Genomic DNA, 24,702 nt, shown 5'->3' on the forward strand with positions numbered 1-24,702 from the left:
CCTCACGAGCCCGCTCCGATCGACAGGCTGGCTTCAGCGGGCAGCGGAGGTCCACCCGGTCCCGGCGCGGGTCCCGAGACGGGTGCCGGCGTCGGCGCGACCGGGCCGGGAATTACCCCGGGTCCGGGCGGGGGCGGCGGTATCGGCATCGGATTGCCCGGCACACCGATGAATGGCAATGGACCTGGCTCCTCGTTGTATGCATTCGGCGGTCCCGGCGGTGTCTGCAAATTCGATTGCACAGGTCCGATGTCGGGGCCGCCCATGAGCTCGGCCAGCGAATCGGGGGTCAACAGGCCCGCTGTGATCGGGCCCACCTGGGTGCCTTGCATGCCGGGCCCGACAATCCAGCCGTGCTGGGTGTTGCGGTGCGACGTCGGGGTGTCTGGCGACCAGATCCCGGGGACAGTGGTGTCTTTGTATCCGTTCGGCGGCTGCAGCCGCGGTTCGGAGTAAGCGACCTCTTTGGGAAGTATCTCGGCGGTGTGGAACAGGTTCAAGCCGAACGGCAAGTAGTTGAACTTGATCGAATCGAGGACCGGCGCCAGGTACTCGGCACAGAGCTCGGCCGAATCCTGATAGCCGAGTCGGCTGCCGGCCTGGATCGAGCTGCAGATGAACTCCATCGGGTTCGCGAAGTTGCTGAGTGCCAAGTTGGCGACGAGGGCGCCGTGCGCCGGATAATAGACATTCTCGAGATTGACTGCCGCCGTCGGGGTGACGTGCAGTGCGGTCTCCAGACCGTTCAACGCCTCAGGCTGGACCAGCGTCGTGGTCAACTCGTCGAGGTTTTTGATGTCATGAGACAGCACTTCGCGATTCTTGGCCAGGAATGGGCGCAGTGTGGTGAGAAGACCGTCGGTTTGTTGGATTGCACTGGCCAGCGCCTGATCGGAGTGCGCCAACCTGCCGGTGAACTGCGCCAGGTTGGTATTGAGCGCGACGAACTGCTGATCGTCGGCGTGCAGGGCGTTGACGAACAGCGCCAGGCTGCGTACCACCGCGAAGAAGTCGCCACGCTTCTCGTTGAGCGCGTTCAGCGCCTGGGACAGGTTGTTGAACGTGGTGTTGATCTGCTTGCCCTTGCCGGCGAGTCCGTCGGCGAAGGATTCGATCACCTCGCCGAATGGCCCCTTGGGCTGCTGCGGTGTGGGGCCGAGCTTGTCGACAAGGTTGGACACGCTGTCGCGCAGCTGGTCCCACTCGGTCGGCACCTGGGTGCGGTCAAGCGGGATCACCGCGTTGTCGGCCATCACCGGACCGCCCCGATAAGCCGGCTCCAACTGAATGTCCCGGGCAGCGACCAACGTCGGGTTGATGATCACTGCAGAGGCGTCCGCGGGCACCTTGTACTTGTTGCTGTAGTGCAGGGTCACCTTCATCTTGTCGCCGGCGGGTTCGATCTTGTCGACCGAACCCACCTGGACACCCATGATTTTGACCTTGTCCCCGGCGTAGAGCGCGTTGGCCTCGGAGAAATAGGCGACCACGGTGTTGTTGGTGAGCCTCTGGTAGAGCCGCCAGCCCGCGAATGCGGCGGCGAGCACCAGCACAACCACTACTGATCCGAGGATCACCGACCGGCGCGAACGCTGCGGCAACCGCAGGTTACGGATATCAAAGACAGTGCTCATTGACTACCTCTCCCACAACAACCGCCTCCCCCTCCGCCGGGCTGGCTTCCCAGCACACCCGGGTTGATGAACGGCGCCGGTAGCTGGTCCCCGGGCCCCGGTGGAGCGGGCGGTCCCGGCGGGAGTGCGGGCGCGAACGTCGAGGGCGGCGGTGTCGGACCGGCCGGCGCCAGATTTTCGGTACGCGCCCCCGGCGGGGCGTTGGGCGGCAGCGGCACCGGCGTGCCCGGCAGGTCAGGGGCTGGATCCCCCGGCCGGCCGGCGATCGGGATACCTGCTGTCGGCGGCAGACCGTTCGGGTTCGGCGGCGACATCAACACGTCGGGCAATGTCGGGTACGGCCCATTAGCGCCGAACGGGCCCTGATCCTGGGGCAACCCCGCGCACGGCAGCGGGTTGCCCGGGCGCGGCAGGGTTTCCGGCGACGGGGTGTAGGAGCACGGCGACCCAGGCGCCACGGCGGGTCCCGGGTGATCCGGGGTGCCCTCCAGCACTGGCGGTGCGGGCGGTGGTGCGCCGTTGGGGAAGCGGGTTCCGTTGGGGTCGGGGAACCGGAACGCCGGTAGTCCCGCGCTGCGCCAGAAGTTTTCCGGATCGATTCCGCGCTTTTTGAACGAGGCATCGACGTATGGCTGCAGCAACTGGTATGGGAGCAGGTTGGCGATGGCCGCCTTGAAGAACGGGCCCGAACCGATGGTCTCCGACAGGCCCAGGAAGTACGACGACACCTCAGAGAGGCTGCTCGCAAGGTCATTCTTGTGTGCGACCAGCAGGTCACTGACGGAACGCAACTGCTCCAGGACATGGTTGAGGTTGGGATTGTCGTTGATCAGCCCTTGCACCTGAGTGGAGAAGGCCGAGATGTTGCCCAGCAGCGCGTCGACGGCGCGTCCACGTTCGTTGAATGCCGCCAATAGTGTCTTCGTGTTGACCAGAAGTCGATCGACCTGTTCACTACGGTCACCCAGCACGCTGGCGACCTTGTTGGCCTGTTCGAGGAGATGCTTGATTTGCTCGTCGCGTTTACCGATGGTGTCGGAGAACTTGGCCACCCCGTCGAGCGCGGAGCTCAGGTGCGGGTAGGTCTTGTCGATGGTCTGCGACAGCACGTTCAGCGATTGTTTCACCGTGTCGATGTCCCAGCCGGCAGCGGCCTTGGTCAGGTCGGAGAACGCATCGTAGATTTGATACGGCGCAGCGTTCTGACCCAGCGGCAGCACACCGTTGGGGCGCAACGTCTTGGCGCCACGCGAGTCGATCTCGAGGACCTTGCGCCCCAGAATGGTGTCGGTCTTGATGGCCAGCCGGCTCTCGGTGCCGATCGGGTTGGCGCCGGTCGAAAACTTGATCACGACGTGGTCGCCGGCAATCTTGATTGTTTCCACTTTGCCGACGTCCAAGCCGGCGATGCGCACTTTGTCACCCTCGTTGAGCCCGCCGGCGTCGGTGAACTCCCCGGCATAGCTCGGTTTGGCGAACAGCATCGGGACACTGGTCAGGGTCTGGCCGAAGCCGATCATCAGCACCACCACAACCAGGCCCATCAGCCCGATCCGCCGCCGATTGGACGGTTCCAAGGTCCTCATTGCGGCGTGCACCTGCCCGTCGGTTGCTGGAAGAGCTTGACGGTGCGCACCGGACCGCCGGGTTGGAGCCCGTTGGTCTTCAGGATGATGTCGCACGCGTAGAAGTTGACGAAGTCGCCATAGCTGCCGATGGCACGCCCGATCTGGTTCAACGAGCTCGGGTAGGAGGCCAGGAACTTGTTGTACTGATCGGACTGGTCGACGATTGCTTGCGCAATGGGGTCAAGGTAATTGATGGTCTTGTGCAGCAGGGGCCGGTCGCTAGCGAGCAGATCGGCCACCGTGCCGGCGGCGTTACTGATGTGCGCCACGCCCGCGGCCAGCTGAACGTCATGGTCTTTGAGCCCGGTGATCAGTTTTTCGAAATTATCGACAGTCTGGTCGAACTCCTTGCGATGCTGGACGGTGGTGTCCAGCACGATGTTCAAGTTCTTGACCACCTCTCCGATCGTTTGGTCACGCTCCGCGATGGTCGAGGTCAGTTGTGCGGTTTGGTCGAGGATGTCGTTGATGGTGCCGCCCTCACCCTGGAACACGGTGATGATGCCGGAGGCAATGGTGTTGACCTTGTCCGGACTCAGCGCTCGAAACAACGGCTTGAAACCACCGAGCAATGCATCGAGATCCAACGCCGGCGACGTGCGCGACAGCGGGATGAACCCGCCCACCGGCAAGACCCGGTCAGCCCCTTCGCCCTCACCGCGCTTGAGTTCGAGATAGCGGTCGCCGATGAGGTTGAGATAGCGAATCTGTGCGGTGGTGGACTGGTAGAGCGGTATAGAGCGATCGACGTCGAACTGCACCCGCACCCGATGGCCACCGTCGACCAAGGCCACCTTTTTGACCTTGCCGACCTCTACCCCTGATGCGCGGACGAACTGGCCGTTGCGCAGCCCGCTGGCGTTGCTGAACTCGGCGGAGTAGCTGGCGGTTCGATCGAAGCGCAATTGACCGAACACCACGACGAGCGCGAAGGTGAACAGCAGCAGCACCATCGCAACGGTGCTGAGCTTGATGACGGTACCGGTGATTTTCATGGGTTGATCGTGTTATCCCCTACCTGACGGCCCCAGACGTACTCGACGGCGTAGGGCGAACCAGTGTCGATGTGGTTGTAGGGCACCAGGCTGGCGCCGGCATCCATCACCAGATACGGCGCCGGCCACAGCTGCCGGGTGATGGGCTGCCAGCAACCCGGCGCACCGCCAGGACCGCCGTGGGCGTTCACCCGCGGCAGATTGTCGGGATAGACGTAAGGATTCGGCGATCCAGCGACCAGAGCTGACAGTCCGGCCAGCGCCCCGGTTGCCAGTGTGATACCCAGCCCTGGCAGCGATAGTGCAAGCCCCGCCCCCGATAGCAACTCGCTCACAGTCCTCAGCGAGTAGCCGTTCCCGGTGCCCTCCGCAGCGCCGGCCGCGGGCTCGACGTCGTGGTAGTTGCGGATGGTGCAGTACAGCTCCGGGCTGTACGTGTCGAGCAGCTTGGCGCTCGGCACCAGGTCCGCGATTCCGCGCACGAAATAGGGCTGGCCTCGTTTGAAGAGCTCCTCGCCGGTGTTACCGAACCCGACCGCCGCGAGCAACGTGGTATCCAGATCATGGAGCTGCTTGTCCAGCGTGCGTGCCGTGACCACAGCGTTGCTGAGGAAGTCGAATAGATCCGGCGACGCGGCGGCGTAGGTATCGGCGAGCGCCGCGAATTTCTGGATGTCGCGACGAACCTGCGGCTGTTGAGGGTTGACGTCGTCGAGGATGGCGTTGGCGTTGATGATGGACTGGCCGAATTTGTCGCCCAACCCGTTCAACGCATCCGCGGCCGCGCTCAACGTCAGATTCAGTTTGACCGGATCCACCTTCTGCGCGATCGAGGTGACGGTCTGGAACAAGGTATTGATTTCCACCGTCACCGAGCGGGCGTCGATCACCTGTCGCGGCGTGATCCGCTGCGGCGTCGGATTCTTCGGTGAAGTCAACGACACGTACTTGTTGCCGAACAGAGTGGTCGCCTCGACCTTGGCGACCACGTTTGCCGGAATCAGTTTCAGGTATCTCGGATGCACGTCGAGGGTGAACTTGGCTGCCGGTTCGCCGTCGTGCTGCACTTCGACGATTTTGGCCACCCGGCCGATCTGCACGCCGTTGTAGGTGACCTTTGAGCCGGAATCCATCACCAGGCCCGCCCGAGACGCCAACATCTGTAGCGGCGTCATCGGCGTGAATTCCCCTTTGAACTGCATGTATACCAGCCCCAGCACCAGTGCGGCCGCCAAGAAGACCACCACGCCGGCCAACCTGTAGGGCGGAATCCGGGGCTTGTTCAGCTTTCCCTGCGGCATCGTCATGGCTACACCGTGAAGCTGAAGTTGGGGTTGACGCCGTATAGCGCCATCTCGGCCAGGAGGATGACGACATTCGTCGACACCAATGAGAACCGCATCGATTGACCCACCGCTGCGCCCACCCCGACTGGGCCGCCGCTGGCCCTGTAGCCGTAGTAGCAGTGGCTCAACATCACGACCGCCGCAACAATAATGACCTCCACAAAAGACCAAAACACATCGTCTGGGCGCAAGAATGTCCGGAAGTAATGCTCGTAGGTGCCGTTAGCCTGTCCGTACAAGACCGTGGTGACGACCTGCGGGGCCAGGAACGACATAATCAAGCCGACCGCGTAGAGCGGAATGATCACCGCCAGTCCGGCCAGCATCCGGGTTGACACCAGGTAGGCCATCGAGTTGATGCCCATTACCTCCAGCGCATCGATCTCTTCGCTGATCCGCATGGCGCCCAGTTCGGCGGTGGCGCCGGCACCGACGGTGGCCGCGAGCACGATACCGGTCACGACCGGGGCGACAAGGCGGACGTTGATCAATGCGGCGACGAAGCCCAGCAGCGCTTGGATACCGATCTGGCTCAAAGACGCGAAACCCTGCAGGGCGACCAAGGAGCCGGCGGATAGCGTCACGAACGCGATGATCACTGCGGTGCCGCCGACCACGGCCATCGCGCCAGTGCCCATACCGACCTGCGCGATCAGCCGCAATACCTCCGCACGGTAACGGGTCAGCGCCCACACCACGTCGCGGGTGCCGATCACCGCGAACCAGCCCAGATTTCCGGCCCCCTCGAGCGGCCGGGTCGCAAGATCGCGGTAGCGACGAAGGTTGCCAACCGCCCGGGGGAAGCGGGCGTTCAGGACACCGGTAGTAGTCATGACACCGCCGACGTTCCGAATTTCACACCGATGGTGGTCAGCACCACGTTGACCGCGTACAGCGCGACCACGGCTAGCACCACGGTTTCGTTGACGGCAGTGCCCAACCCTTTGGAACCCCCGCTCACGGTCAGCCCTCGGTAGCAACCGATCAGCCCGGCGATCAATCCGAAAGTCATGGCTTTGATCGTCGCGACCACCACTTCGGGCAGCCCGGTGATCAGGGTCAGAGTTGCAAGGTAGGCGCCACCCGACACATTCTGCAGAAAGACCCCGAAGATATAGCCGCCCAGTAGGCCGACCATGCTCACCAGCGCGTTGAGCAGGGCGGCGACCAGAGTCGCGGCTAGCACCCTGGGCACCACCAGTCGGTGGACGGGGTCGATGCCGAGCACCTCCATCGCATCGATCTCCTCGCGAATGGTGCGCGCGCCCAGGTCGGCACAGATAGCCGTCGCCCCCGCACCGGCAACCACCAGCACGGTCACAATCGGTCCGATCTGGGTGATCACCGCAACGCCCGCGCCCGCCCCCGAGATGTCAGCAGCGCCAACCTGCAGCAGCAAGATGTTGAACGTGAAGATGAACAGCACCGTAATCGGCACCGAGACAGCCATGGTCGGCAGAAACGCGACCCGGATGAGGAACCAGCACTGCAAAACGAACTCGCGCCACTGGAAAGGGCTGCGAAACAACGCCTTTCCAGTCAGAGTGCACAGGCGGAAGAACCCGCCGACCAGGACGAGCGGCGGACCCACTCTGTCACGGACGTAGTCGATGAGCCGTGGCTCGACAGTCGTCATCGCTGACCCCTCACCACCGATTGGAGCGACTCGTGACTTCGCGGCGAATTGTCTCGCACGCCGCCTCCCTCCCTCGACCCCCGGTGCGTGATGCCCGTCTCACTATCGGCTAACAGTAAGTCGGACCACAGGACTGTACCCGATGGTCTGGCGGGCGTGCATGGCATTGGGGTTATTAGCCTCTCGTCAAATTGACCGGCGGGTTTTCGGTTATGTCAGCTTGGTCTCGTCGGGGCCGAATCGGTTGATGTGGAACCGTTTTGAGCGACGGGCGAACCGCCGTACCGCGCCCGCAATTCGGTCTTCAGCACTTTGCCAGCGGGGTTGCGCGGCAGTGCGTCGACGATCTCCAGGCCCTTCGGGTGCTTGTATCGGGCAAGCCGTTCGCCGAGGAACTCGTCGAGGTCCGACAGACGAAAGTCGCTTTCGGTGACCGCCACAACCGCGACGGGCACCTCCCCCCATTTCGGGTGGGGCCGGCCGATGACCGCGACCTCGACGATCGACGGGTGAGCGGCCAGCACGTTCTCCACCTCCGCGCAGTAGATGTTCTCGCCGCCGGAGATGATCATGTCCTTCTTGCGGTCGACCACCCAGACGTAGCCCTCGTCATCCATCCGGACCAGGTCGCCGGAGTGGAACCAGCCGCCGTGGAACGCCTCGGCGGTGGCCTGCGGGTTGTTCCAGTAGCCGCTCATCAATGTCGGTGCCCGATAGACGATCTCACCGACCTCGCCTCTTGCCACGTCGTTCATCTCCTCGTCGACCACGCGGGCGGCCACCGTCGGGATCACCTTGCCGACGGAGCCGAGCTTTCTGATCGCGTCCTGGCCGAGCAGCATGCACGTCACCGGAGACATCTCGGTCTGACCGAACGCAGCCAAGATCTGCGTTCCCGGGAAGGTTTCCGACATCTGTCGCAGCAGGGTATCGGACGCCGGCGCGGCACCCCAGGAGATCACCCGAAGCTTCACGTCGCGTGGATTGGCCTGCTGCGCAGCACATACCGCCTGCCACTGGGCCGGGACCAGGAAAATCCCGGTGACCTTTTCGGCGGCCAGGACGTCGAGAAGGTGTGCGGGGTCGAACGCGCCGAGCGGATGAATGACCGTGGGCAGACCCATCAGCATTCCGGTCAGCAGGTTGCCGATTCCGGCGATGTGGAAGAAGGGGACGCCGATGAATCCGACGTCGTCGGCGGCGACGCCGTGGGTGAAAAGGTTGGTCATCGTCTGACCGGTCAGGTTGGTGTGGGTCAGCACCGCGCCTTTCGGCCGGCCGGTGGTGCCCGAGGTGTACATGATCAGCGCCGGCGAATCGTCGGGGACGTCGGCCGGCATGGCCGGGTCACCCGGCTCGTCCACCAGATCCTGGTAACCCAGCTGACCCTCGCCGGCAGGGTCGCCGGCGACCACGATGGTGTGCAGCACCGACGTGACGCCGCGGACGGCGGCGGCCACCGGCGCCAGCACCGGTTCGGTGATCATCACCCGGGCCTCGCAGTCGTCGACCAGGAAGGCGATCTCGGACGGGGTGAGCCGGAAGTTGACCGGGACGGCAATCGCGCCGATCATGTTGGCCGCCAGCACCGACTCGACGAACTCGGTTCGATTCAGCATCAGGATCATCACCCGGTCGCCGTTTTCGACTCCGCGGCGGCTCAGCGCTCCGGCCAACGCGGCGACGCGGTCGCGCAGGCCCGCCCACGTGACGGTGTTGCCCATAAATCTCAGCGCGGTCGCACCCGGCTGCATGTAGGCGTGCCGCTCGAGCTGGTTGACCCAATTCTGTCGTCGCGCCAGATACGGCTGCTCGCTCGAGGCGTCGTCGGTGTCACGGGCGCCGTGGCCGGTCAACTGCGCAGTCAACTGGTCGCTTCCCTTCTGGTCAGCAGGTGGATCAAGTTGATATTTGATAAAATCCCGTGTTGTCTGGGTCACACTATGGTCTCGGCCGCACGAAGACAACCCCGGTGACCTCGCTGAGCGAACCGACACTAACGCGCCTCTCCGCGCAGCGGGAAGGGCGGCTTCGGTTGGGTCGGGCGCAGCTGTCCGACCAGGTGGCGGGCCATCTGCGGGCCGCGATCATGTCGGGCGCGCTGCGGCCGGGGACGTTCATCCGGCTCGACGAGACCGCGGCCAAACTCGGCGTCAGCGCGACGCCGGTGCGCGAAGCGCTGCTGAAGTTGCGCGGCGAGGGCATGGTGCAACTCGAGCCGCACCGCGGACACGTGGTGTTGCCGCTCAGCCGCCAGGACGTCGACGACATCTTCTGGGTGCAGGCGACAATCGCCACCGAGCTGGCCACGTCGGCAGCCGAGCGGATCTCCGACGCGGAGATCGACGACCTCGCACACCTCACCGACGTGCTGGCCGCAGCCGTCGACGCCGCCGACATCGACGCGATCGCCGCCACCGAGTTCGCATTCCACCGCGTCTTCAACCACGCCACCGGGCGGATCAAGCTGGCCTGGTTTCTGTTGCACGTCGCCCGGTACATGCCGCTGATGGTGTACGCCGCGGACCCGCAATGGGGTGCTACCGCGATTGCGAACCACCGCGAGGTGGTCGCTGCGCTGCGGCGCCGGGACACCGCCGCGGTCGTCGAGCACACCACCTGGCAGTTCACCGACGGCGCCCGCCGGCTCACCGAACGGCTGGACAGCAGCGGGATCTGGGATTAGCTCCCGAGGTCCTCGGCGCGCTTCTTGAGGTTCTCGGCAAGGTAGTCGATGACGTTGCCGGCCAACTGCTTCACCATCGGCGCCGGAATCGGCAGTGACGGCTCGACGTCCAGATCGACGGTCAGCAGCGACGAGGAGCCGGTGTCCACCACGCTGAACAGCTGCTCTTGCTTCTTGAAGAGTTTGCCCTGCTGCAGCACGGTCTGGATCTGAGTCGGGCTCGGGTAGTAGACCGCCTGGATCAAACTGTCCTCGAGCGCTTCGTATTTGGCGTCGAGACGCAGCTGGCTGGGCCGCCCGTCGTCGTAGCGGGCCAGCACCCACAGGCCCTGGACTCCGTCGTTCCATTCCGGGTAGCGCTCGAAGTCGGCGACGATCGCCAGGATCGAGTCGGCGTTGGCGGCAACCTCAACGGTCTTGCTGACGAAAGGCATTGGCCGAGCATAGCCAGTCCGCTAACTGATGCAGGCGGTCGACAGCAGCGCGCGGATGTCGTCGGGAATGGGCGTCGGCCGGCGGGTGGTCTTGTCGATGTAGACGTGCACCCAGTGGCCGACCGCGGCGATCGCCTGCGGCTCGGTGTCTTCTGCCGCCCCCAGTCCGCTGCCGGCCCGAAAGACGCCCAGCCGATACGTCACGCTGCTGTTGCCGAGCCGGGTCACGGCCACGCCGACGACGAGTCGTTCCGGGAAGTGCAGTTCGGAGAAGTACCGGCAGCCAGATTCGGCGACGATGCCCTGCACCGGCGTGGTCACCGGGTCCAGCGTGACTCCGGCCTGGATCCAGCCGTTGATCGCGGTGTCGAAAAGTTGGTAGTAGACCGCGTTATTCAGGTGGCCGAACATGTCGTTGTCGGCCCAACGGGTCAGCACTGGCCAGTGCACTGGGAAGTCAGAACTGGTGAGCCCGTCGGGTGCGTTCGGAACCGAACTCATGGTTGTATTCGACCATGCTGGAAATCCGGGGTGCCGTTCTGGAGCAGATCGGATCGCCTCGGCCCTACGCGCAATCCCGGCCCATCGCCGTCGCCGACATCGGATTGGACCCGCCCGGCGCCGACGAGTTGCTGGTGCGTATCGAGGCTGCGGGCGTCTGCCATTCCGATCTGTCGGTGGTGGACGGCAACCGGGTGCGGCCGACGCCGATGCTGCTCGGGCACGAGGCCGCCGGAATCATCGAGCGGGTCGGTGACGGCGTCAACGATGTCGTGGTCGGTCAGCGGGTGGTAATGACGTTCCTGCCGCGGTGCGGTCACTGCGCGGCGTGCGTCACCGACGGGCTGACGCCGTGCAAACCGGGCAGCGCGGCCAACAACGCCGGAACGCTGCTCGGCGGCGGAATGCGCCTGACCCGCGCCGGTGACAAGGTTTTTCACCACTTGGGGGTGTCCGGTTTCGCGACGCACGCGGTGGTCAACCGGGCCAGTGTCGTTCCGGTGCCCGACGATGTCCCGCCCCCGGTCGCCGCGCTGCTGGGTTGCGCGATGCTGACCGGCGGCGGCGCGGTGCTCAATGTCGGCAAACCCCAGCCGGGGCAGACGGTGGCGGTGGTAGGCCTCGGCGGTGTCGGCATGGCCGCGGTGATGACCGCGCTGTCGTATGCGGGCGTGACGGTGATCGGCGTCGACCAGTTGCCCGAAAAGCTCACCGGTGCAACGTCTCTCGGTGCGCACGAGACTTACATCCCGCAAGAGGCCGTCGACGCCGGAGTGCAGGCGGACGTGGTCGTCGAGGCGGCCGGTCATCCCGCCGCCCTGGAGACGGCCATCGCGCTCACCGGCGCCGGTGGCCGGACCGTCACCGTCGGCCTGCCGCCGCCGGATGCCCGGATCAGTGTGTCGCCGTTGGGATTTGTCGCCGAGGGCCGGTCTTTGATCGGCAGCTACCTGGGCTCTGCGGTGCCGGATCGCGACATCCCGCAGTTCGTCGAGCTGTGGCGGTCCGGCCGACTGCCGGTGGAATCGCTGGTGTCGTCGCGGATCACCCTCGACGACATCAACTCCGCGATGGACAATTTGGCCGACGGGATTGCGGTCCGTCAGTTGATCAGCTTCTAAAGCCCGCCGAATGTGAACCTGACGACGCCTCAGCGGCGTGTCGCGTCGCCTCGTTCACACTCGACGCACCCGCAGCCCGAACCACATCTCAGACCTCCCAGTCGGGCAGCAGCGAGTCGAACCCGTGGCAGTACTTGCGCGTCAGCACAGCGGGATCAGTTCGGAATCGACCGGCAGGGAAGCCTTCATGTCGCTGCGCAGCGTCTCGGTTGGGCCGACCGGGGCTGCGAGGCCGGCGGCTGCCAGCGCGTGACGCTTGAAAGCGCGTGCGGCGCCGGAGAGCACGGGCTGGACGGTGGTCGTGCGATGTCCGACGGTCAGCGGCCAATTATCCTGCCAGAGAGTCACTTCGGTCATCCAGCGATCCAGCGCCACCATGACTTTCTGCCGGATTCGCGGATCGGCGGCGAACATGCCGGCGGTGGTCGCACCGATGCGCCAACAGCACGTGGACGTCCCAGCCGGCCCGCACCCGGTCGTAGAGCCAGCCGCCGATCGAGCCCACCACGTCGGCGGCGCTGGAGGCGACGACGTCGAGCCGGTAGCCGACCAATCCAGCGTGCGGGCGCGGCTGCTGTTCCTCGAAGGTCCCCATCGCATCCCTGCACGCGTCGTCGATACCGCGGCCAACCCAGCGTGACACTTTTAGGGCAATCTGTAAAATTTTGATTCCATCAAGACCGGCGGCGGACCTGTAACTCCGCGAGGACCTCGTCGGTGTGCTGGCCGAGCCGGGGTGCGCACCACCGCGGTGCCCACGGCGTGCCGTGGAAGTCCGCCGGCGTGGCCACCATTGGCACAGCACCGGGGCCGTCCGGCACGTCGACCATGCCGCCCGCGGCGTGGAACTGTTCGTCGGCGACGACGTCTTCGATGGTGTTGACCGGCGACCAGAAGAAATCCGGCTCACCCGCGAAGATCTCGGCCCACGCGTCCAGGGTCTTGGTGGCGAAGATCTGATCCAGCTCGCCGATCAGCTCGACGGCGTTGACGGCGCGGGATCGCGCGTCGGCGAACCTCGGGTCATCCCGCCAGTCGGCCTTGCCGACGGCGCGGCACAGCGGGGGCCAGTGCCGGTCGACTTCCAGCCCGACGATCCAGAACCGGCGCCCGTCGGCGGTGGCGTAGTTGTTCATGCACGGGTTGAACATCGTCTCGCGCTGACCGATCGCGATCGGCTGACCCGACATCAGGTAGGTGTTCAGATCGAAGCTGACGGTGTAGGCGCCCTGGCGGTAGAGCGAGGTGCTGACCAGCTGACCAGACCCGGTGCGGTCGCGGGCCACCAGCGCGGCGCAGACAGCCGCGGCCAGCGTCATGCCGGCGGAGTGGTCGCCCATCCCGCCGCGCTGGAACGGCGGCGTTTCGCCGGGCCGGGTCAGCAGGTGGGCGAGTCCACCGCGGGCCCAGAACGCGGCGACGTCGTAGGCGGCCCGGTCGGCGTCCGGGCCGGTCTCGCCGTAGCCGGTGATCAACCCGTACACCAGTTGCGGGTGGTCCGGGGCCAGCGACTCGTAGTCCAGGCCGAGCCGCCGCAGCGCACCGGGCCGCACGTTGGTGATGAAAACGTCGGCGCCGCTGATCAATTCGAGCGCGATGCGGCGACCGTCGTCGGTGGTCAGATCGACGACGACGCTGCGCTTGGACCGATTGTCCATCTCGAATGGCGGGCTGACGTCGACGTCGAGGCCGAGCATGCGGCCGAACATCCGGGCCGGGTCGCCGGTGGGCGGCTCGATTTTGACGACGTCGGCACCCCAGTCGGCGAGGATGCCGCCGGTCGCGGGCCCGGCTACCCACACGCCGAGCTCCACGACACTGATGCCGTCCATCGGTCCAGCCATGCCACACACCATGCCACGCGTACGCTTCGCCTCCATGAGCATGGCGACCGGGCACGGGCCGCTGAGCAGTGCTCCGGCCGGCTGGTTTACCCCGCCGGTGCCTGACGGGCGTGGTGTACGTCGAGCCACATCGCCGGCGGGTGCACGCGGTCAAAGCCGGGCGCACGGTCATCGACACCGAACACGCGTTGCTGGTGCATCGGCCAGGTCGACCAGGAACGACCGCAGCCGGTCGCGGAATTCCCGGTCGTCGGATGCGAGGTCGACGCAGGAGAAATCCAGCAGAGTTACAGCCGCGCTTCGGTTTTGATCGCGGTGTCGGTGGTGCGCAGCGGACGGATCAGCGCGTCCTGGGCGAACGAGGCGATCAGCTCGCCCTCCTCGGTGTGCACAGCGCCGCGGACGTAGGACATGCCGGCACCGACCTGGGTGCTCTCGTGGGTGTAGAGCAGCCACCCCGTCCAGGTCACCGGCTCGTGGAAACTGACCGAGATCGTCATCGGCGCGGTCGACACGGTCTGGTGCGACTGGGCGGTGCCGATGCCTTCGTGCGCGCGCATCGTGGTCGAAATGCCAAGGTGGCCGGTGAAATACCCGACCAAAGCCTTAGCCAGATCGTCGCGGCTCGGGATCGGGTCGTAGTGCAGCCAGGCATACAACTCCGGCGGGCCGACCTCGTCGGGGCTGTTCACGTCGACCACGTCGACCAGTCGGAATTCCCGCCCGGCCATCGGCATGCCGCCGTCATTGGCGTCGCGGGGCGCGGTCACCTCGGGGCGCGGCAGGTGGTGGCGGATGACGTCCTCGGACGGCACGTCCAGCAGCGTGGTCACCGTGATCGCACGGCGTCCGTTTTGCGACACGCCGACCACCGCGCTGGCCGTCGAGCGGCCCTCGGCGACGACGTCGATGTCGATCTCGACCGGTGGGCCGACCAGCACGGCCCGGGCGAACACGGCGTGCACCGAGCGGACCGACTTCTCCGGAAACCGTTTGGCGACAGCGACAATCACCTGCGCGAGCACCTGGGTGCCCTCGACCACCTGACGCTCGTCCTCGGCGGCGATGCCGGTGTCGGCGATGAACCGGCCGTCCTCGCCCGGGCGCGCGTCGAACAAGTCCAGCAGGCCGGCGACCGACCAGTGCGTCTCCTCAAAGCCTGTTGCCATTCAGCGAGAATGACATTCTCGCTGAAACTTGTAAAGCCTCACAGGACGTCGACGACCAGGTTCTTGAACCGGTCGATGACCTCCAGGGCGTGCGTCAGGCTGTCACCGGGCAACCCCACCTGCACCCAGGTGACGCCGAGCTTGCCCAGCCGGTCCAGTCCGGCCAGGTACGCGTCGGCGTCGAAATCGTCGTTGGCCGGACTGCCGCCCGCGAAGTTGCCGAAGACGATGTCGATTGTCGAAGGGTCCCGCCCCGCCCGGTCGAGGCGGCGGCGCAGGTCGTCGATGCCCTCGGCCAGGGCTTCGACGGAATCCAGCGACGCCGTGCGCGCGGTCTGAGCCAACGCGGGAGGCGCGGCAAACGGGCACCAGCCGTCGCCCTTTTCCGCGACCCGACGCCGGGCCGCCCCGGTGTTGCCGCCGATCCAGATCGGCGGATGCGGCTCGCTGACCGGACGCGGATGCGCAGTGATACCCCGCGCGCTGAAGTGCTTGCCCTCGAAGCTGACGTCGTCGCCGGTCCAGATGGCCCGGATGACGTCGAGTGACTCGTCGAACAGGGCCGCACGCTCCTCGAAATCGACTCCGAGGGCGGCGAACTCGCGCTTGAGGTAGCCGACGCCGACGGCCAGCGTGAACCGGCCCTCGGACAACACGTCCAGCGTCGCGCCAGACTTGGCCACCACGAACGGGTTTCGGTACGGCAGCACCACGATGTTGGGTATCAGCCGAAGCGTGGTGGTGCGGGCAGCGGCGAATCCCAGCGCCACGAATGGGTCCAGCGCGTCGTGGCCGCCGGCCTCCAGCCAACGCTGCGTGGGTGCGGGATGGTCGGTGAAGCCGAAGCCGTGGATGCCGGCGGCCTCGGCAGCGGCGGCCACGGTGGCGATGCCATCACCGCGGACCAGTTCCGGGTGGTAGGGGTGGCTGTGCATCGGGTGGGTGATGGTGAAACGCATCTGCCATGTCCTTCGCTGAGCGCCGACGATGTCCCCGCAACCTATCGCGTGACATTTATACGTTGATCTGTAACGGCAAGACTAATGTGGCCGCCGCGAAGGAGCGACGACGTTGGACACCCTGTTCGACGAAACCGCGGCGGTGGGCGCAGCTAGCGAGTCACCCCGTCGATAGGTGCACTCTCGCGGTGGGATGGAATGACATCGACGACGCGCAGGTGCATGTCCGGCGACGTGAGCATCGCGGCGATCAGACCGCCGGCGTCCTCGGGTGGCACCACCCCGTTGGAGCGAACGATCGATGCCCGCACGCCGGTTCCGACGAATTCGGCATCCAGTCCGCCGATCCATGCGTCGAGCATCCGGTCCGCCCCAGCCGGCGACGGGCCGACCAGCTCCGGGCTGAGCAGCACCACGTCACCACGTCCGTTGTCGAGCATTGGCGAAACAAGTTGCGTGACAAGGTGTTGCGCGCCCACCCAGGATCTCTCGGCGACACCTGCGCTGCTGATCAGCCCGTCGACGTCACCGATCAGATACTGAACCGACTCCAGGAACCCGTCGATGGACAGCGGGTCGGCCAGGTCCAGGTGAGCGGCGAACGCCGACGCGCCGCGGGCCCGCAACCGGGTGGCCAGATCTTCGCCGACGTCCGGTCGAGGGCTGCCCATCAACACGGAGTGCCCGCCCGCCGCCAACCGCGTTGCCGTGGCGAATGCGAGCAGCGACGAAGCTTCGGTGATGACCACCGCTCTGGCGTGGCTCACCGCAGACGCCCGTCTTTCGGCGTTTGCCCGGCTAAGCTGGCCAGGAAACAAGGCAGTGGCACAAAAGTAGCGTGACACTGCGGTCTAATTTTGTAAAGTTGCGGGTATGGATCAGACGTCGACCATCGAGGGAGACACCTCGACGCAGCAGCGGATCCTCGCTGCCACCGCTGAGGTCCTCGGCCGCAACGGCAAACGCAAGCTCAGCCTGTCCGACGTCGCCGTCCAGGCCGGGGTGTCCAGGCCGACGCTGTACCGCTGGTTCGCCTCGAAGGAAGACCTGCTCTCGGCGTTCTCCACATACGAACGGCTCACCTTCGAAAGCGGCATGAGCGCGGCGACGGCCGGACTCAAAGGTGTCGACAAACTCGACGCCGCGTTGCGGTTCATCGTCGACTACCAGCACTCCTACACCGGTGTGCGGATGGTCGACATCGAGCCCGAGCACGTCATCGCCCAGTTCGCCGGCGTAATCCCGCAGATGCGCGACGGCCTGCAGCGGCTGATCCCCGGCCCCAACGCCGCCGTCAAAGCCGCGACGGCGATCCGGGTGGCGTTCTCGCACTACATGATTCGCAGCGACGACGCCGACGAATTTCTGGCCCAGCTGCGCCACGCGGTCGGCATCAAGGCTGGCGGCTAGTCGAACAGCACCGCGGCGTTGAGGTAGCCGGTCGGGTCGAACGCCGTCTTCAGTGTGCGCATCGCCGCGATATCGGTGGCATCGCGGGACATGCCGAGGTAACGGCGTTTACGGCTGCCCACCCCGTGTTCGGAGCTGACGTTGCCGCCGCAGTCGGTGATCAGGTCCATCATCGCGGCGTACAGGCTCTGCTCCTGCTCTGCGCCGCAACGCAACACGTTCACGTGCAGGTTGCCCTCGCCGATGTGACCGAACAGCACTCCGATGGCGTCGGCAGCGTGCCGCCGCACGAGCGCCTCGGCGTCGCGGGCGAACCTGTCGACCGCCGGCAGCGGCAGCGACACGTCAAACTTCAACGGCGGTCCGAACACGCCGACCACCTCGGCCAGCGATTCGCGCAACCGCCAAAGCCGTTGCCGCGCGACGAGATCGACGCCCACCGCGGGCTCGCCCGCCCCAGACACGTCGTCCAGCGCGTCGGCGAGCCGCTCGGTCTGGTCGAAGTCGGACGCCAGCTCGACCAGCAGCAACCACCGACCGTCCACCGGCGGCGGCACACCGAGATGCTCGCCGGCCAACGCACCGGCCCGCCCGTCGACCAGTTCGAGCGCGGCGATGCCGTCCAGGTCGCGAAACAACCGACCGGCGTCGACTAGCGCGCCCAAATCGTCGAAGCCGCAGACCGCGGTCACCCGATGCGCCGGGTCCGGATGCAGGCGTAGGTCGAGGGCGGTGATCACGCCGAGTGTGCCTTCGGCGCCGACGAACAACGACGGCAGGTCGTAGCCGGTGTTGTCGGCCCGTACCTGCGAGTGCCGTCGCACCACCGACCCGTCGGGCAGCGCGACGTCCATCCCGATGACCTGGTTGCCCATGTTGCCGTAGCGCACGGTGCGCAACCCGCCGGCGTTGGTCGAGGCCATCCCGCCGATTGTCGCGGTGTCGCGTGCCGCCAGGTCGACGCCGAACACCAGGCCGGCCGCGCCGGCCGCGCGCTGCACCGCCGCCAACGTCACGCCGGCCCCGGCCTCGACACGGCGCTCGGTGGTGTCGACATCGCTGATGCCGCAGAGCCTTTCGGTGGATAGCAGCACGTCGCCGTGCTCGGGAACGGTGCCGGCCACCAACGACGTCCGGCCGCCCTGGATCGTCACATGCACCCCGGCGTCACGGCACACCCGCAGCACCCCGGCGACTTCGTCGGCCGAACCCGGACGCGCCAGCGCGCTGGCGTGGCCCCGGTAACGCCCGGTGTAGTCGACGACACGGCCGGCCAGCACATCGGGATCGGTGCTGACATAGCTGGCCCCCACCACCGACGACACCTGCGCCACGACATCCCGGGACATGGCGCCGGTCTACCACACTGATGCAGGATGTGGTCATGCAGCGAGAAGACCTCTGGTTCAACTCCGGCAGCGACCGGATCAGCGGGTGGCTTTACCGACCGGACGGCGACGGTGACACGCCGCTGCTGGTAATGGCGCACGGACTGGGCGCGGTCCGCACGATGCGCCTGGACGCCTACGCCGAACGCTTCGCCGCAGCCGGTTACGCCTGCCTGGTGTTCGATTACCGCAACTTCGGCGACAGCGAAGGCGCGCCCCGTCAACTGCTCGACATCCGAATGCAGTTGCAGGACTGGACAGTTGCCACCGCCTTCGCCCGTACCCTGCCGGGAGTCGACCCGCGTCGAATCGGCTTGTGGGGCACCTCGTTCAGCGGCGGTCACGTGATCGCCACGGCGGCCCGGGTGCCGGGTATCGCCGCGGTGGTTTCGCAATGCCCGTTCACCGACGGCGTCGCGTCGCTGGGCGCCATCAACCCGCTGATCAGCGCGCGCCTAACCGCGCTGGCGACCCGCGACATGGTCACCTCGCGCTTCGGCGGCACCCCGGTGATGGTGAAAACGGCCGGTCGGCCGGGTGAGGTCGCGCTGATGACGTCGCCCGACGCCTATCCCGGCTATCTGGCTCTGGTGCCCGACGGCGTCGAGATGCGCAACGAGGTCGCCGCGCGGATCGGCGCGAAAATCCTGCCGTACCGGCCGGGTCGACTCGCGTCGAAGGTGGCCTGCCCAATCCTGTTCTGCATCTGCGAAACCGACACCGTCGCGCCGTCGGGACCGACTCGCCGCTACGCCGCGACGGCGCCCCGCGGCGAGGTCAAGCTGTATCCGGAAGGGCATTTCGACATCTATGTGGGCGACGCGTTCGAGCGCGTCATCGCCGACCAACTCGAATTCCTCAGGCGGCATATCCCTCGCGGATGAAGCTGACACCGCTCGATCGCCTTGATCGTGATGGCGACGCTGCCGGTGGCCATGCCGGCTATGGGCACGAGTGGCTGGGCTGCGATCCGTGTTGCTCGGGGAGTGGTCCCCCGCCGTCGGGGATGGTGGCGCCGGAGTCGCGCCAGGCGACGGCGGCGTGGAAGCCGTCGCGTTCGGCGAAGTCCTTGAACCAGCGTCCTTCGGCGCTGTGGCGGGTGATGCCGTCGAACAGGGTCGCCAAAACTTGGGTGCCGTGCAGGCCCATGTTGTCGTAGGCCTGGTTGATCATCAGTTTCTGCATGACGAGTTGGTTGATGGGGATGCCGGCGATGCGGTCGGCCAAGGTTTCCACCGCCGCGTCCAACTCGTCGACGGGCACGGCCTGCAGGGCCAGGCCCCATTGGGCGGCGGTGGTTCCGTCGATGGTGTCCCCGGTAAGCAACATTCGTTTGGCGTGCTGGGCGCCGAGGCGGTACACCCACATGGCGGTGGTGGGACAGCCCCACACCCGGGCTGGCGGGTAGCCGATCCGAGCGTCCTCCGCCATGATCAGCATGTCGGCCGACAGCGCGATGTCGCTGCCGCCGGCCACCGCGTGCCCCTGCACCTTCACCAGGGTGGGTTTCAGGGAGCGCCACAGCGTGAAGAAGTCGTCGGTGTTTTGCTTCATCGCCTTGTAGTCCTTGATCGGATCCCACACTGGACCTTGGCTCCACGCCGCTTCCCCGCCGATTTCGGCGTAATCCTTGAGGTCATAGCCCGCGCAGAACGCCCGTCCGGCACCTTGGAGGATGATCACCCTTACCGCGTCGTCGTCGTTGGCGCGGGCCACCGCGGCGTTGATTTGTGCGGGCATGGCGTCGTTGATGGCGTTGAGTCGTTCGGGTCGGTTCAGGGTGATGTAGGCCTTGGCGTCGCGGACCTCGTAGAGCACCTCCGGGGGCGAGGTCATCGATCGGCCGCCGTTTCCAGCGTGCTCAGGGCGGTGCGGTAGGCGCTGGCGTCGACGATTCCGCCGTGGAACAGGACCGCGAAAAGCTCCGGTACGCCAACGGATTCGTCGATCACGGCGCTGCGCCGCGTGTGCGCGGTGACCATGCGGCGGGTGAACAGTTCGGCGAGGATCGCCTTGCGGTGGTCGCCGTCGGTGCGAACGTCGGTGTCGATCTCGGCGGCCATCGCCGTCACCGCGACGGTGTCGCCGAGCAGGTCGGTTAGCCGTCGCGCCTGCTGGTCTTGGCGGGCCCGCGAAGCTCCGGCGAGGCTGGTGATCGCTTCGCGGGAATCCTTGATCGCGTGCAGGGCGGCTTCCCCGACCCGTCGGGCTGGTTCGGTCACCAACGTGGCGATCACCTGTTCGCAATGATTGAGGACGGGCTCGTGCCCGTGCTGGCGGGTGATGGCGCGCCACAGGTCCAATGCGCAGATGTTGCTGGTGCCCTCCCAGATCGGGTTGACCTGGGCGTCGCGCAGCAGTTTCGGGGTGCCGAAGTTGGCGATGTAGCCGTTGGCGCCCATCATCTCGATCGCGGCACGGGCGAAGTCGACGCACTGTTCCCCGGAGCGGTATTTGATGACCGGCGCCAGTGTGCGGAACCGCAGCGCGTCCCCGTCGTCGTTGCCGGTTTCGGCGGACTCCAGGGCGTGGGCGGTGTGCATGAGCAAGCTCAAGGTGGCCGTCAGGTCTACCTCGAGCCAGATCAGGCGTTCCCGCATCATCGGAAAGCTGTCCAGAGTGGTGCCGAAGCTGGCGCGCCGCGCGGTGTAGGTCGCGGCTTCCAGCAGGCTGCGGCGCATGATGCCGACCGAGCCGACGGCATTCCAGAACCGGGTGTGGTTCAGCATTTCGGCCATGTAGGCGAAGCCCTTGTCCGGTTCGCCGATCAGGATCGCGTCGGCGTCGGTGAACAACAGCTCGCCGGTAGGCACCCCGATGGTGCCCATTTTGTCCTTGAGTCGGCGAACACTGACCCCGTTCGGTGCGCCGTCGTGCCGGATTCGGGGCACCACGAACATTGCCAGGCCCTTGGTGCCGGCCACGTCGGGATCGACCCGGGCCAGGGTGACGATGAGGTCGGCGCCGACGTTGGAGGCGAACCACTTCTCGCCGGTGAGGACCCACCGGCCGGTGACCGCGTCGTGGTGAGCTTCGGTGCGGGTGGCGCCCACGTCGGATCCGCCGGTGATTTCGGTCGCGACCTGGGCGACCTGCAGACGCTGATCGGCGCGGGTCGCCACGATCGCGGGCAGGAGTTCATCGCGCTGCTCGGCGGTGGCGAAGCGCTCCACTACCGCGACGGTGCCGTGGGCAAGTTCCAGCGGACAGCACAACGCCATGTCCGCCTGCCCGACGAGGTAATCGAAAGCGGCCAGCAGCGGGACTGGCGCCCGACCGTACCGCTGCAACCGAGCGGGGTCGTGATTCCAGCCGACCAGACCGTAGTCGAAGACCTCGTCGAGGTTGGCCAGCCAGTCCGGGTGGTGCTCGACGCGGCTGACGTCACGCCCGAGCTTGTCGTAACGGGTCAACACGTGTCCGGTCGCGTCGTAGACGTCAGCTCGTCGTACCAGCTCGTTTCCAGCCCGCTCACCCAGTTGCGACAACGGCTTCTCGGCCCACCGCCGGACTGTAGCGGGCAGGTAGGTGGCCAAGGTCCGAGCAAGGTTGGGATCGGCGGTGAAGTAATTCACTCCCCGCCCCGACTCCAAGTGGCGGTACCAGCTGGCGCTGGTGGCGGCGTCCAGCGCGAACGGTGGATACACCTGGGCGATCGGCGACGGGTAACTGGCGCGGTGATCGGCCGGGGTGTTCGCAGACTTGAATGACGACACGTCCATCATCGGGCGCTCCTCACGTTCGGGATCGGACCGGGAACTGACCCGGGCGGGCTCGGTGGCGGTGGGGGCTGGCAGCCGGTGGCGCAACACTTGCCGGGCTGCCGCGTCGACATTTTCCGGCCGCCGGCGGCCCCGCGGTCGATCAGGTTGGCCACCAGCTCGGTCTTCTCGGCGACCGGATACTGGCGCCAGATCTCGCGTTTCATCGCCTCCGGTGAGCCCCCACCGTGCAGGGAAATGATCGAATACCAGCCGCCCTGATAGGAGGCCGTCAGGTCCTCGATCAGCCGTGACATCTCCAGGCGTTGACGCGCCGGGATGTCGTCGCGCCCGCCGAGCACCGCGGCCAGCGCGGCCGTGGTCACCGGATTGTGGTCCTCCTCGGGTCCGGGCAGGGCGACGACCAAGCCGCCGGACACGTAGTGGGCGAGGCGGTGCATGTCATAGATCTGGTTGGCAAGCAGGAGTTTGCCGATGTTGGCGAACACCGCATCGGGGGTCACGGTCCCCGACGGTTGAGCAGCGGCGTAGGTAGAGGCCGCGACACCGCACGCGTAGAACCCCTCGACGATGGTGATCAGCTCGACCATCGCCTCCCGGATGTGGCCGTGGACGTTCGGGTCCAGGCCGTTCGCCTCGATCATCAGCGCGCCGGCGCCGATCAGCAGATCCCCGAAACCGGCGCGGGCACCGATGCACGAATGCCGGTGGTGGGTGGCGTAAGTGGTGGTCAAGGTGCCCCCAAGTTCGTATTCGCCGTCGAGGAACACCCGTTCCCAAGGGACGAACACGTCATCGAAGATCACCACCGCGGTGGATTGGCCGTACCGGGACGAAAACGTCGCCGCCCGCTCTCCTGGGCGCCCCGCCGGGCGCGCCACCATGGTGATGCCGTCGGCGTCCACCGGGACCGCGCAGGCCACCGCGAAATCGGCGTCGTCCGCGGTCATCGTGCGACACGGCATCACCAGCAACTCGTGCACGTACGGGGCGCCGGTGACGATGGCCTTGGTGCCGCGGATCACGATGCCATCGGCCCGGCGCTGCGTGACGTGGACGTAGACATCCGGGTTGTGCTGTGCGCCGGGCCGTTTGGACCGGTCACCCTTCGCATCGGTCATCGCCACCCCCAGCGTCAGATCCGCATTCTGCACGCGCGCGAGATAGGCGTTTAACCGTTGGTGGTAGTCGGTGCCGTGTTCGGCGTCGGCCCGATACGTCACCTGATCCAGGGCGGCCAGCCCGTCGTGACTGAGATACCTTTGTGCGCAACCGGATTCCTGGCACACCAACCGGACCGCCTCCAGCTTGGCCAACAGGTCAGTCGGCGAGGCGTCGAGCGCCAGCATCCGGTTCACCGTGCGCCCATCGGGCGTGGACGCGGTCATCACCTCCCGGTAGGAGGCCTGGTGGGCGAAGTCATAGGTCACCCCGATCGCCGCGATCCCCGGCGCCAACGACGGCTCGTCGGCCACCGACACGACCTCGTGGCCGTCGACGAACACCCGTGGGGCGTAGCCACGCAGCGACTCCCGGTACTGCTCAGCGGTCATCAACACAGGCACTCCTCATCGCATGTTCAAGATGGCGCAACACGTTCAGCATATTTTGGAACATTCATTAAAGTAAACAGTGTTCAGAAAATAACATGAGTAGTTTGCGAAGCAAACTCGCTGAGTACACGAACGCTGGGGAGCAGTGGATGAGTGAGGCAGGCAGGGCGCGGCGCCGCGCAGCGGTGGTGGAGTTCAAGGCCTCGGCGATCCTGGATGCCGCCCGCGATGTCTTCGAAGCCGACGGTCTGGAAGGCGCGAGCATGCGGGCCATCGCCAAGGCGGCCGGCTACACGCCGGGGGCGATCTACGCCTACTTTCCGTCCAAGGAAGCGCTTTACGCCGCGTTGCTCGACGAAACCCTGGACCGACTCACCACCGCCATCGACACGGCGTCCACCGCGGCCGAAACAGCGGCGCAGCGATTTCAGGCCGCGGTGCTGGCGTTCTACGAGTTCTACGATGAGAACCCGCGCGATCTGGACCTGGGTTTCTATCTGTTCCGCGGTGGCATCAAACCCCGCGGACTAAGCGCTGAACTCGACACCACACTCAACGCCAAACTCATTGCCGCCCTGCAACCCATCACCGACAGCGCTGCCGAGCTCGGCGCCGCTCCGGACGCCGCCCGGAAGGTCACCGCCGAAGCCTTCGCCCACGCCACCGGGCTCCTGCT

The 24,702-nt window shown here is 66.2% G+C and carries 22 protein-coding genes and 2 pseudogenes; 6 read left to right on the plus strand and 18 right to left on the minus strand.

Annotation, left to right across the window (positions count from 1 at the left end):
- Window positions 1-2: 2 nt before the first annotated feature.
- The 7 genes from ABDV69_RS12060 to fadD5 all read right to left on the minus strand — a co-directional run bounded on the left by ABDV69_RS12060 (window position 3) and on the right by fadD5 (window position 9,095).
- Window positions 3-1,634 carry a virulence factor Mce family protein gene (locus ABDV69_RS12060; RefSeq protein ID WP_343574575.1) on the minus strand — a complete coding sequence of 544 codons (1,632 nt, stop codon included), beginning with the start codon at window positions 1,632-1,634 and terminating at the stop codon, window positions 3-5.
- Window positions 1,631-3,220 carry an MCE family protein gene (locus ABDV69_RS12065; RefSeq protein WP_343574578.1) on the minus strand — a complete coding sequence of 530 codons (1,590 nt, stop codon included), beginning with the start codon at window positions 3,218-3,220 and terminating at the stop codon, window positions 1,631-1,633. Before ABDV69_RS12065 ends, ABDV69_RS12060 begins: the two co-directional genes overlap by 4 nt.
- Complete coding sequence (locus ABDV69_RS12070; protein WP_343574580.1) at window positions 3,217-4,257, minus strand: virulence factor Mce family protein; 1,041 nt, start codon at window positions 4,255-4,257, stop codon at window positions 3,217-3,219. The genes ABDV69_RS12065 and ABDV69_RS12070 overlap by 4 nt, the downstream gene beginning before the upstream one ends.
- Window positions 4,254-5,564, minus strand: a complete 1,311-nt coding sequence (locus ABDV69_RS12075) for an MCE family protein (protein WP_343574581.1) — start codon at window positions 5,562-5,564, stop codon at window positions 4,254-4,256. The genes ABDV69_RS12070 and ABDV69_RS12075 overlap by 4 nt, the downstream gene beginning before the upstream one ends.
- Before the next feature lie 2 nt (window positions 5,565-5,566).
- On the minus strand, window positions 5,567-6,436 hold the full coding sequence (locus ABDV69_RS12080; protein WP_343574582.1) for an ABC transporter permease: 870 nt from the start codon (window positions 6,434-6,436) through the stop codon (window positions 5,567-5,569).
- Entirely contained in the window at window positions 6,433-7,239 is an 807-nt protein-coding gene (locus ABDV69_RS12085; RefSeq protein ID WP_343574584.1) for an ABC transporter permease, read from the minus strand. Before ABDV69_RS12085 ends, ABDV69_RS12080 begins: the two co-directional genes overlap by 4 nt.
- A 215-nt stretch (window positions 7,240-7,454) precedes the next feature.
- Window positions 7,455-9,095, minus strand: coding sequence for a fatty-acid--CoA ligase FadD5 (fadD5, locus tag ABDV69_RS12090; RefSeq protein ID WP_343574621.1), 1,641 nt, complete (start codon window positions 9,093-9,095; stop codon window positions 7,455-7,457).
- A 179-nt stretch (window positions 9,096-9,274) separates the two neighbouring features.
- Here fadD5 and ABDV69_RS12095 point away from each other — a divergent pair, with 179 nt between their 5' ends.
- The gene (locus ABDV69_RS12095; protein ID WP_343574586.1) at window positions 9,275-9,925 is read left to right on the plus strand and encodes a GntR family transcriptional regulator; all 651 of its coding nucleotides are present in this window, start codon (window positions 9,275-9,277) and stop codon (window positions 9,923-9,925) included.
- Here ABDV69_RS12095 and ABDV69_RS12100 read toward each other — a convergent pair.
- Window positions 9,922-10,359, minus strand: coding sequence for an SRPBCC family protein (locus ABDV69_RS12100; RefSeq protein WP_343574587.1), 438 nt, complete (start codon window positions 10,357-10,359; stop codon window positions 9,922-9,924). The genes ABDV69_RS12095 and ABDV69_RS12100 overlap by 4 nt on opposite strands.
- A gap of 21 nt (window positions 10,360-10,380) precedes the next feature.
- The gene (locus tag ABDV69_RS12105; RefSeq protein WP_343574589.1) at window positions 10,381-10,860 is read right to left on the minus strand and encodes a thioesterase family protein; all 480 of its coding nucleotides are present in this window, start codon (window positions 10,858-10,860) and stop codon (window positions 10,381-10,383) included.
- A 14-nt stretch (window positions 10,861-10,874) separates the two neighbouring features.
- Between ABDV69_RS12105 and ABDV69_RS12110 the strand changes: the two genes are divergently transcribed.
- Window positions 10,875-11,981, plus strand: coding sequence for an alcohol dehydrogenase catalytic domain-containing protein (locus ABDV69_RS12110; RefSeq protein WP_343574591.1), 1,107 nt, complete (start codon window positions 10,875-10,877; stop codon window positions 11,979-11,981).
- A gap of 141 nt (window positions 11,982-12,122) precedes the next feature.
- Here the strand turns inward: ABDV69_RS12110 and ABDV69_RS12115 are convergent.
- Window positions 12,123-12,576 (minus strand): annotated as a pseudogene (locus tag ABDV69_RS12115) (hypothetical protein).
- Window positions 12,577-12,655: 79 nt separating this feature from the next.
- Window positions 12,656-13,825, minus strand: a complete 1,170-nt coding sequence (locus ABDV69_RS12120; protein ID WP_343574593.1) for a CoA transferase — start codon at window positions 13,823-13,825, stop codon at window positions 12,656-12,658.
- A 34-nt stretch (window positions 13,826-13,859) separates the two neighbouring features.
- Here ABDV69_RS12120 and ABDV69_RS12125 point away from each other — a divergent pair.
- Window positions 13,860-14,040: pseudogene (locus tag ABDV69_RS12125) on the plus strand (hypothetical protein); the annotation flags it as partial.
- Window positions 14,041-14,112: 72 nt separating this feature from the next.
- Here the strand turns inward: ABDV69_RS12125 and ABDV69_RS12130 are convergent.
- From ABDV69_RS12130 to ABDV69_RS12140, 3 genes are all read right to left on the minus strand, one after another.
- Window positions 14,113-14,994, minus strand: coding sequence for an acyl-CoA thioesterase domain-containing protein (locus tag ABDV69_RS12130; RefSeq protein WP_343574594.1), 882 nt, complete (start codon window positions 14,992-14,994; stop codon window positions 14,113-14,115).
- A gap of 38 nt (window positions 14,995-15,032) precedes the next feature.
- Complete coding sequence (locus tag ABDV69_RS12135; RefSeq protein WP_343574596.1) at window positions 15,033-15,953, minus strand: LLM class F420-dependent oxidoreductase; 921 nt, start codon at window positions 15,951-15,953, stop codon at window positions 15,033-15,035.
- Between the two features lie 152 nt (window positions 15,954-16,105).
- Window positions 16,106-16,720 carry an SDR family NAD(P)-dependent oxidoreductase gene (locus tag ABDV69_RS12140; RefSeq protein WP_343574598.1) on the minus strand — a complete coding sequence of 205 codons (615 nt, stop codon included), beginning with the start codon at window positions 16,718-16,720 and terminating at the stop codon, window positions 16,106-16,108.
- A gap of 106 nt (window positions 16,721-16,826) precedes the next feature.
- Between ABDV69_RS12140 and ABDV69_RS12145 the strand changes: the two genes are divergently transcribed.
- The gene (locus ABDV69_RS12145) at window positions 16,827-17,363 is read left to right on the plus strand and encodes a helix-turn-helix domain-containing protein (RefSeq protein ID WP_343574601.1); all 537 of its coding nucleotides are present in this window, start codon (window positions 16,827-16,829) and stop codon (window positions 17,361-17,363) included.
- Here ABDV69_RS12145 and ABDV69_RS12150 read toward each other — a convergent pair.
- Window positions 17,360-18,712, minus strand: a complete 1,353-nt coding sequence (locus tag ABDV69_RS12150) for an FAD-binding oxidoreductase (protein WP_343574604.1) — start codon at window positions 18,710-18,712, stop codon at window positions 17,360-17,362. The genes ABDV69_RS12145 and ABDV69_RS12150 overlap by 4 nt on opposite strands.
- A gap of 35 nt (window positions 18,713-18,747) precedes the next feature.
- Between ABDV69_RS12150 and ABDV69_RS12155 the strand changes: the two genes are divergently transcribed.
- Complete coding sequence (locus tag ABDV69_RS12155) at window positions 18,748-19,635, plus strand: alpha/beta fold hydrolase (RefSeq protein WP_343574607.1); 888 nt, start codon at window positions 18,748-18,750, stop codon at window positions 19,633-19,635.
- 58 nt (window positions 19,636-19,693) lie between these two features.
- On the opposite strand, the gene ABDV69_RS12160 is transcribed toward ABDV69_RS12155, so the two are convergent.
- The 3 genes from ABDV69_RS12160 to ABDV69_RS12170 are packed head-to-tail and all read right to left on the minus strand — an operon-like array spanning window position 19,694 to window position 24,026.
- Window positions 19,694-20,587: a crotonase/enoyl-CoA hydratase family protein gene (locus tag ABDV69_RS12160; protein ID WP_343574609.1), complete on the minus strand. Its 894-nt coding sequence runs from the start codon at window positions 20,585-20,587 to the stop codon at window positions 19,694-19,696.
- A complete protein-coding gene (locus ABDV69_RS12165; protein ID WP_343574611.1) occupies window positions 20,584-22,476 on the minus strand; it encodes an acyl-CoA dehydrogenase family protein in 1,893 nt (630 codons plus the stop codon). The genes ABDV69_RS12160 and ABDV69_RS12165 overlap by 4 nt, the downstream gene beginning before the upstream one ends.
- Complete coding sequence (locus ABDV69_RS12170; RefSeq protein WP_343574613.1) at window positions 22,473-24,026, minus strand: 4-hydroxyphenylacetate 3-hydroxylase N-terminal domain-containing protein; 1,554 nt, start codon at window positions 24,024-24,026, stop codon at window positions 22,473-22,475. The genes ABDV69_RS12165 and ABDV69_RS12170 overlap by 4 nt, the downstream gene beginning before the upstream one ends.
- Before the next feature lie 149 nt (window positions 24,027-24,175).
- Here ABDV69_RS12170 and ABDV69_RS12175 point away from each other — a divergent pair.
- The coding region (locus ABDV69_RS12175; RefSeq protein WP_343574615.1) for a helix-turn-helix domain-containing protein at window positions 24,176-24,702 on the plus strand (527 nt) is incomplete at its 3' end.

This window comes from Mycobacterium sp. (genome assembly GCF_039583785.1).
GTDB lineage: Bacteria > Actinomycetota > Actinomycetes > Mycobacteriales > Mycobacteriaceae > Mycobacterium.

Bases quoted from the DNA above. Each gene is read 5' to 3' on its own strand.
- ABDV69_RS12060 (WP_343574575.1), bottom strand. From the start codon at position 1,634: ATGAGCACTGTCTTTGATATCCGTAACCTGCGGTTGCCGCAGCGTTCG.
- ABDV69_RS12065 (WP_343574578.1), bottom strand. From the start codon at position 3,220: ATGAGGACCTTGGAACCGTCCAATCGGCGGCGGATCGGGCTGATGGGC.
- ABDV69_RS12070 (WP_343574580.1), bottom strand. From the start codon at position 4,257: ATGAAAATCACCGGTACCGTCATCAAGCTCAGCACCGTTGCGATGGTG.
- ABDV69_RS12075 (WP_343574581.1), bottom strand. From the start codon at position 5,564: ATGACGATGCCGCAGGGAAAGCTGAACAAGCCCCGGATTCCGCCCTAC.
- ABDV69_RS12080 (WP_343574582.1), bottom strand. From the start codon at position 6,436: ATGACTACTACCGGTGTCCTGAACGCCCGCTTCCCCCGGGCGGTTGGC.
- ABDV69_RS12085 (WP_343574584.1), bottom strand. From the start codon at position 7,239: ATGACGACTGTCGAGCCACGGCTCATCGACTACGTCCGTGACAGAGTG.
- ABDV69_RS12100 (WP_343574587.1), bottom strand. From the start codon at position 10,359: ATGCCTTTCGTCAGCAAGACCGTTGAGGTTGCCGCCAACGCCGACTCG.
- ABDV69_RS12105 (WP_343574589.1), bottom strand. From the start codon at position 10,860: ATGAGTTCGGTTCCGAACGCACCCGACGGGCTCACCAGTTCTGACTTC.
- ABDV69_RS12110 (WP_343574591.1), top strand. From the start codon at position 10,875: ATGCTGGAAATCCGGGGTGCCGTTCTGGAGCAGATCGGATCGCCTCGG.
- ABDV69_RS12120 (WP_343574593.1), bottom strand. From the start codon at position 13,825: ATGGCTGGACCGATGGACGGCATCAGTGTCGTGGAGCTCGGCGTGTGG.
- ABDV69_RS12130 (WP_343574594.1), bottom strand. From the start codon at position 14,994: ATGGCAACAGGCTTTGAGGAGACGCACTGGTCGGTCGCCGGCCTGCTG.
- ABDV69_RS12135 (WP_343574596.1), bottom strand. From the start codon at position 15,953: ATGCGTTTCACCATCACCCACCCGATGCACAGCCACCCCTACCACCCG.
- ABDV69_RS12145 (WP_343574601.1), top strand. From the start codon at position 16,827: ATGGATCAGACGTCGACCATCGAGGGAGACACCTCGACGCAGCAGCGG.
- ABDV69_RS12150 (WP_343574604.1), bottom strand. From the start codon at position 18,712: ATGTCCCGGGATGTCGTGGCGCAGGTGTCGTCGGTGGTGGGGGCCAGC.
- ABDV69_RS12155 (WP_343574607.1), top strand. From the start codon at position 18,748: ATGCAGCGAGAAGACCTCTGGTTCAACTCCGGCAGCGACCGGATCAGC.
- ABDV69_RS12160 (WP_343574609.1), bottom strand. From the start codon at position 20,587: ATGACCTCGCCCCCGGAGGTGCTCTACGAGGTCCGCGACGCCAAGGCC.
- ABDV69_RS12165 (WP_343574611.1), bottom strand. From the start codon at position 22,476: ATGATGGACGTGTCGTCATTCAAGTCTGCGAACACCCCGGCCGATCAC.
- ABDV69_RS12170 (WP_343574613.1), bottom strand. From the start codon at position 24,026: ATGACCGCTGAGCAGTACCGGGAGTCGCTGCGTGGCTACGCCCCACGG.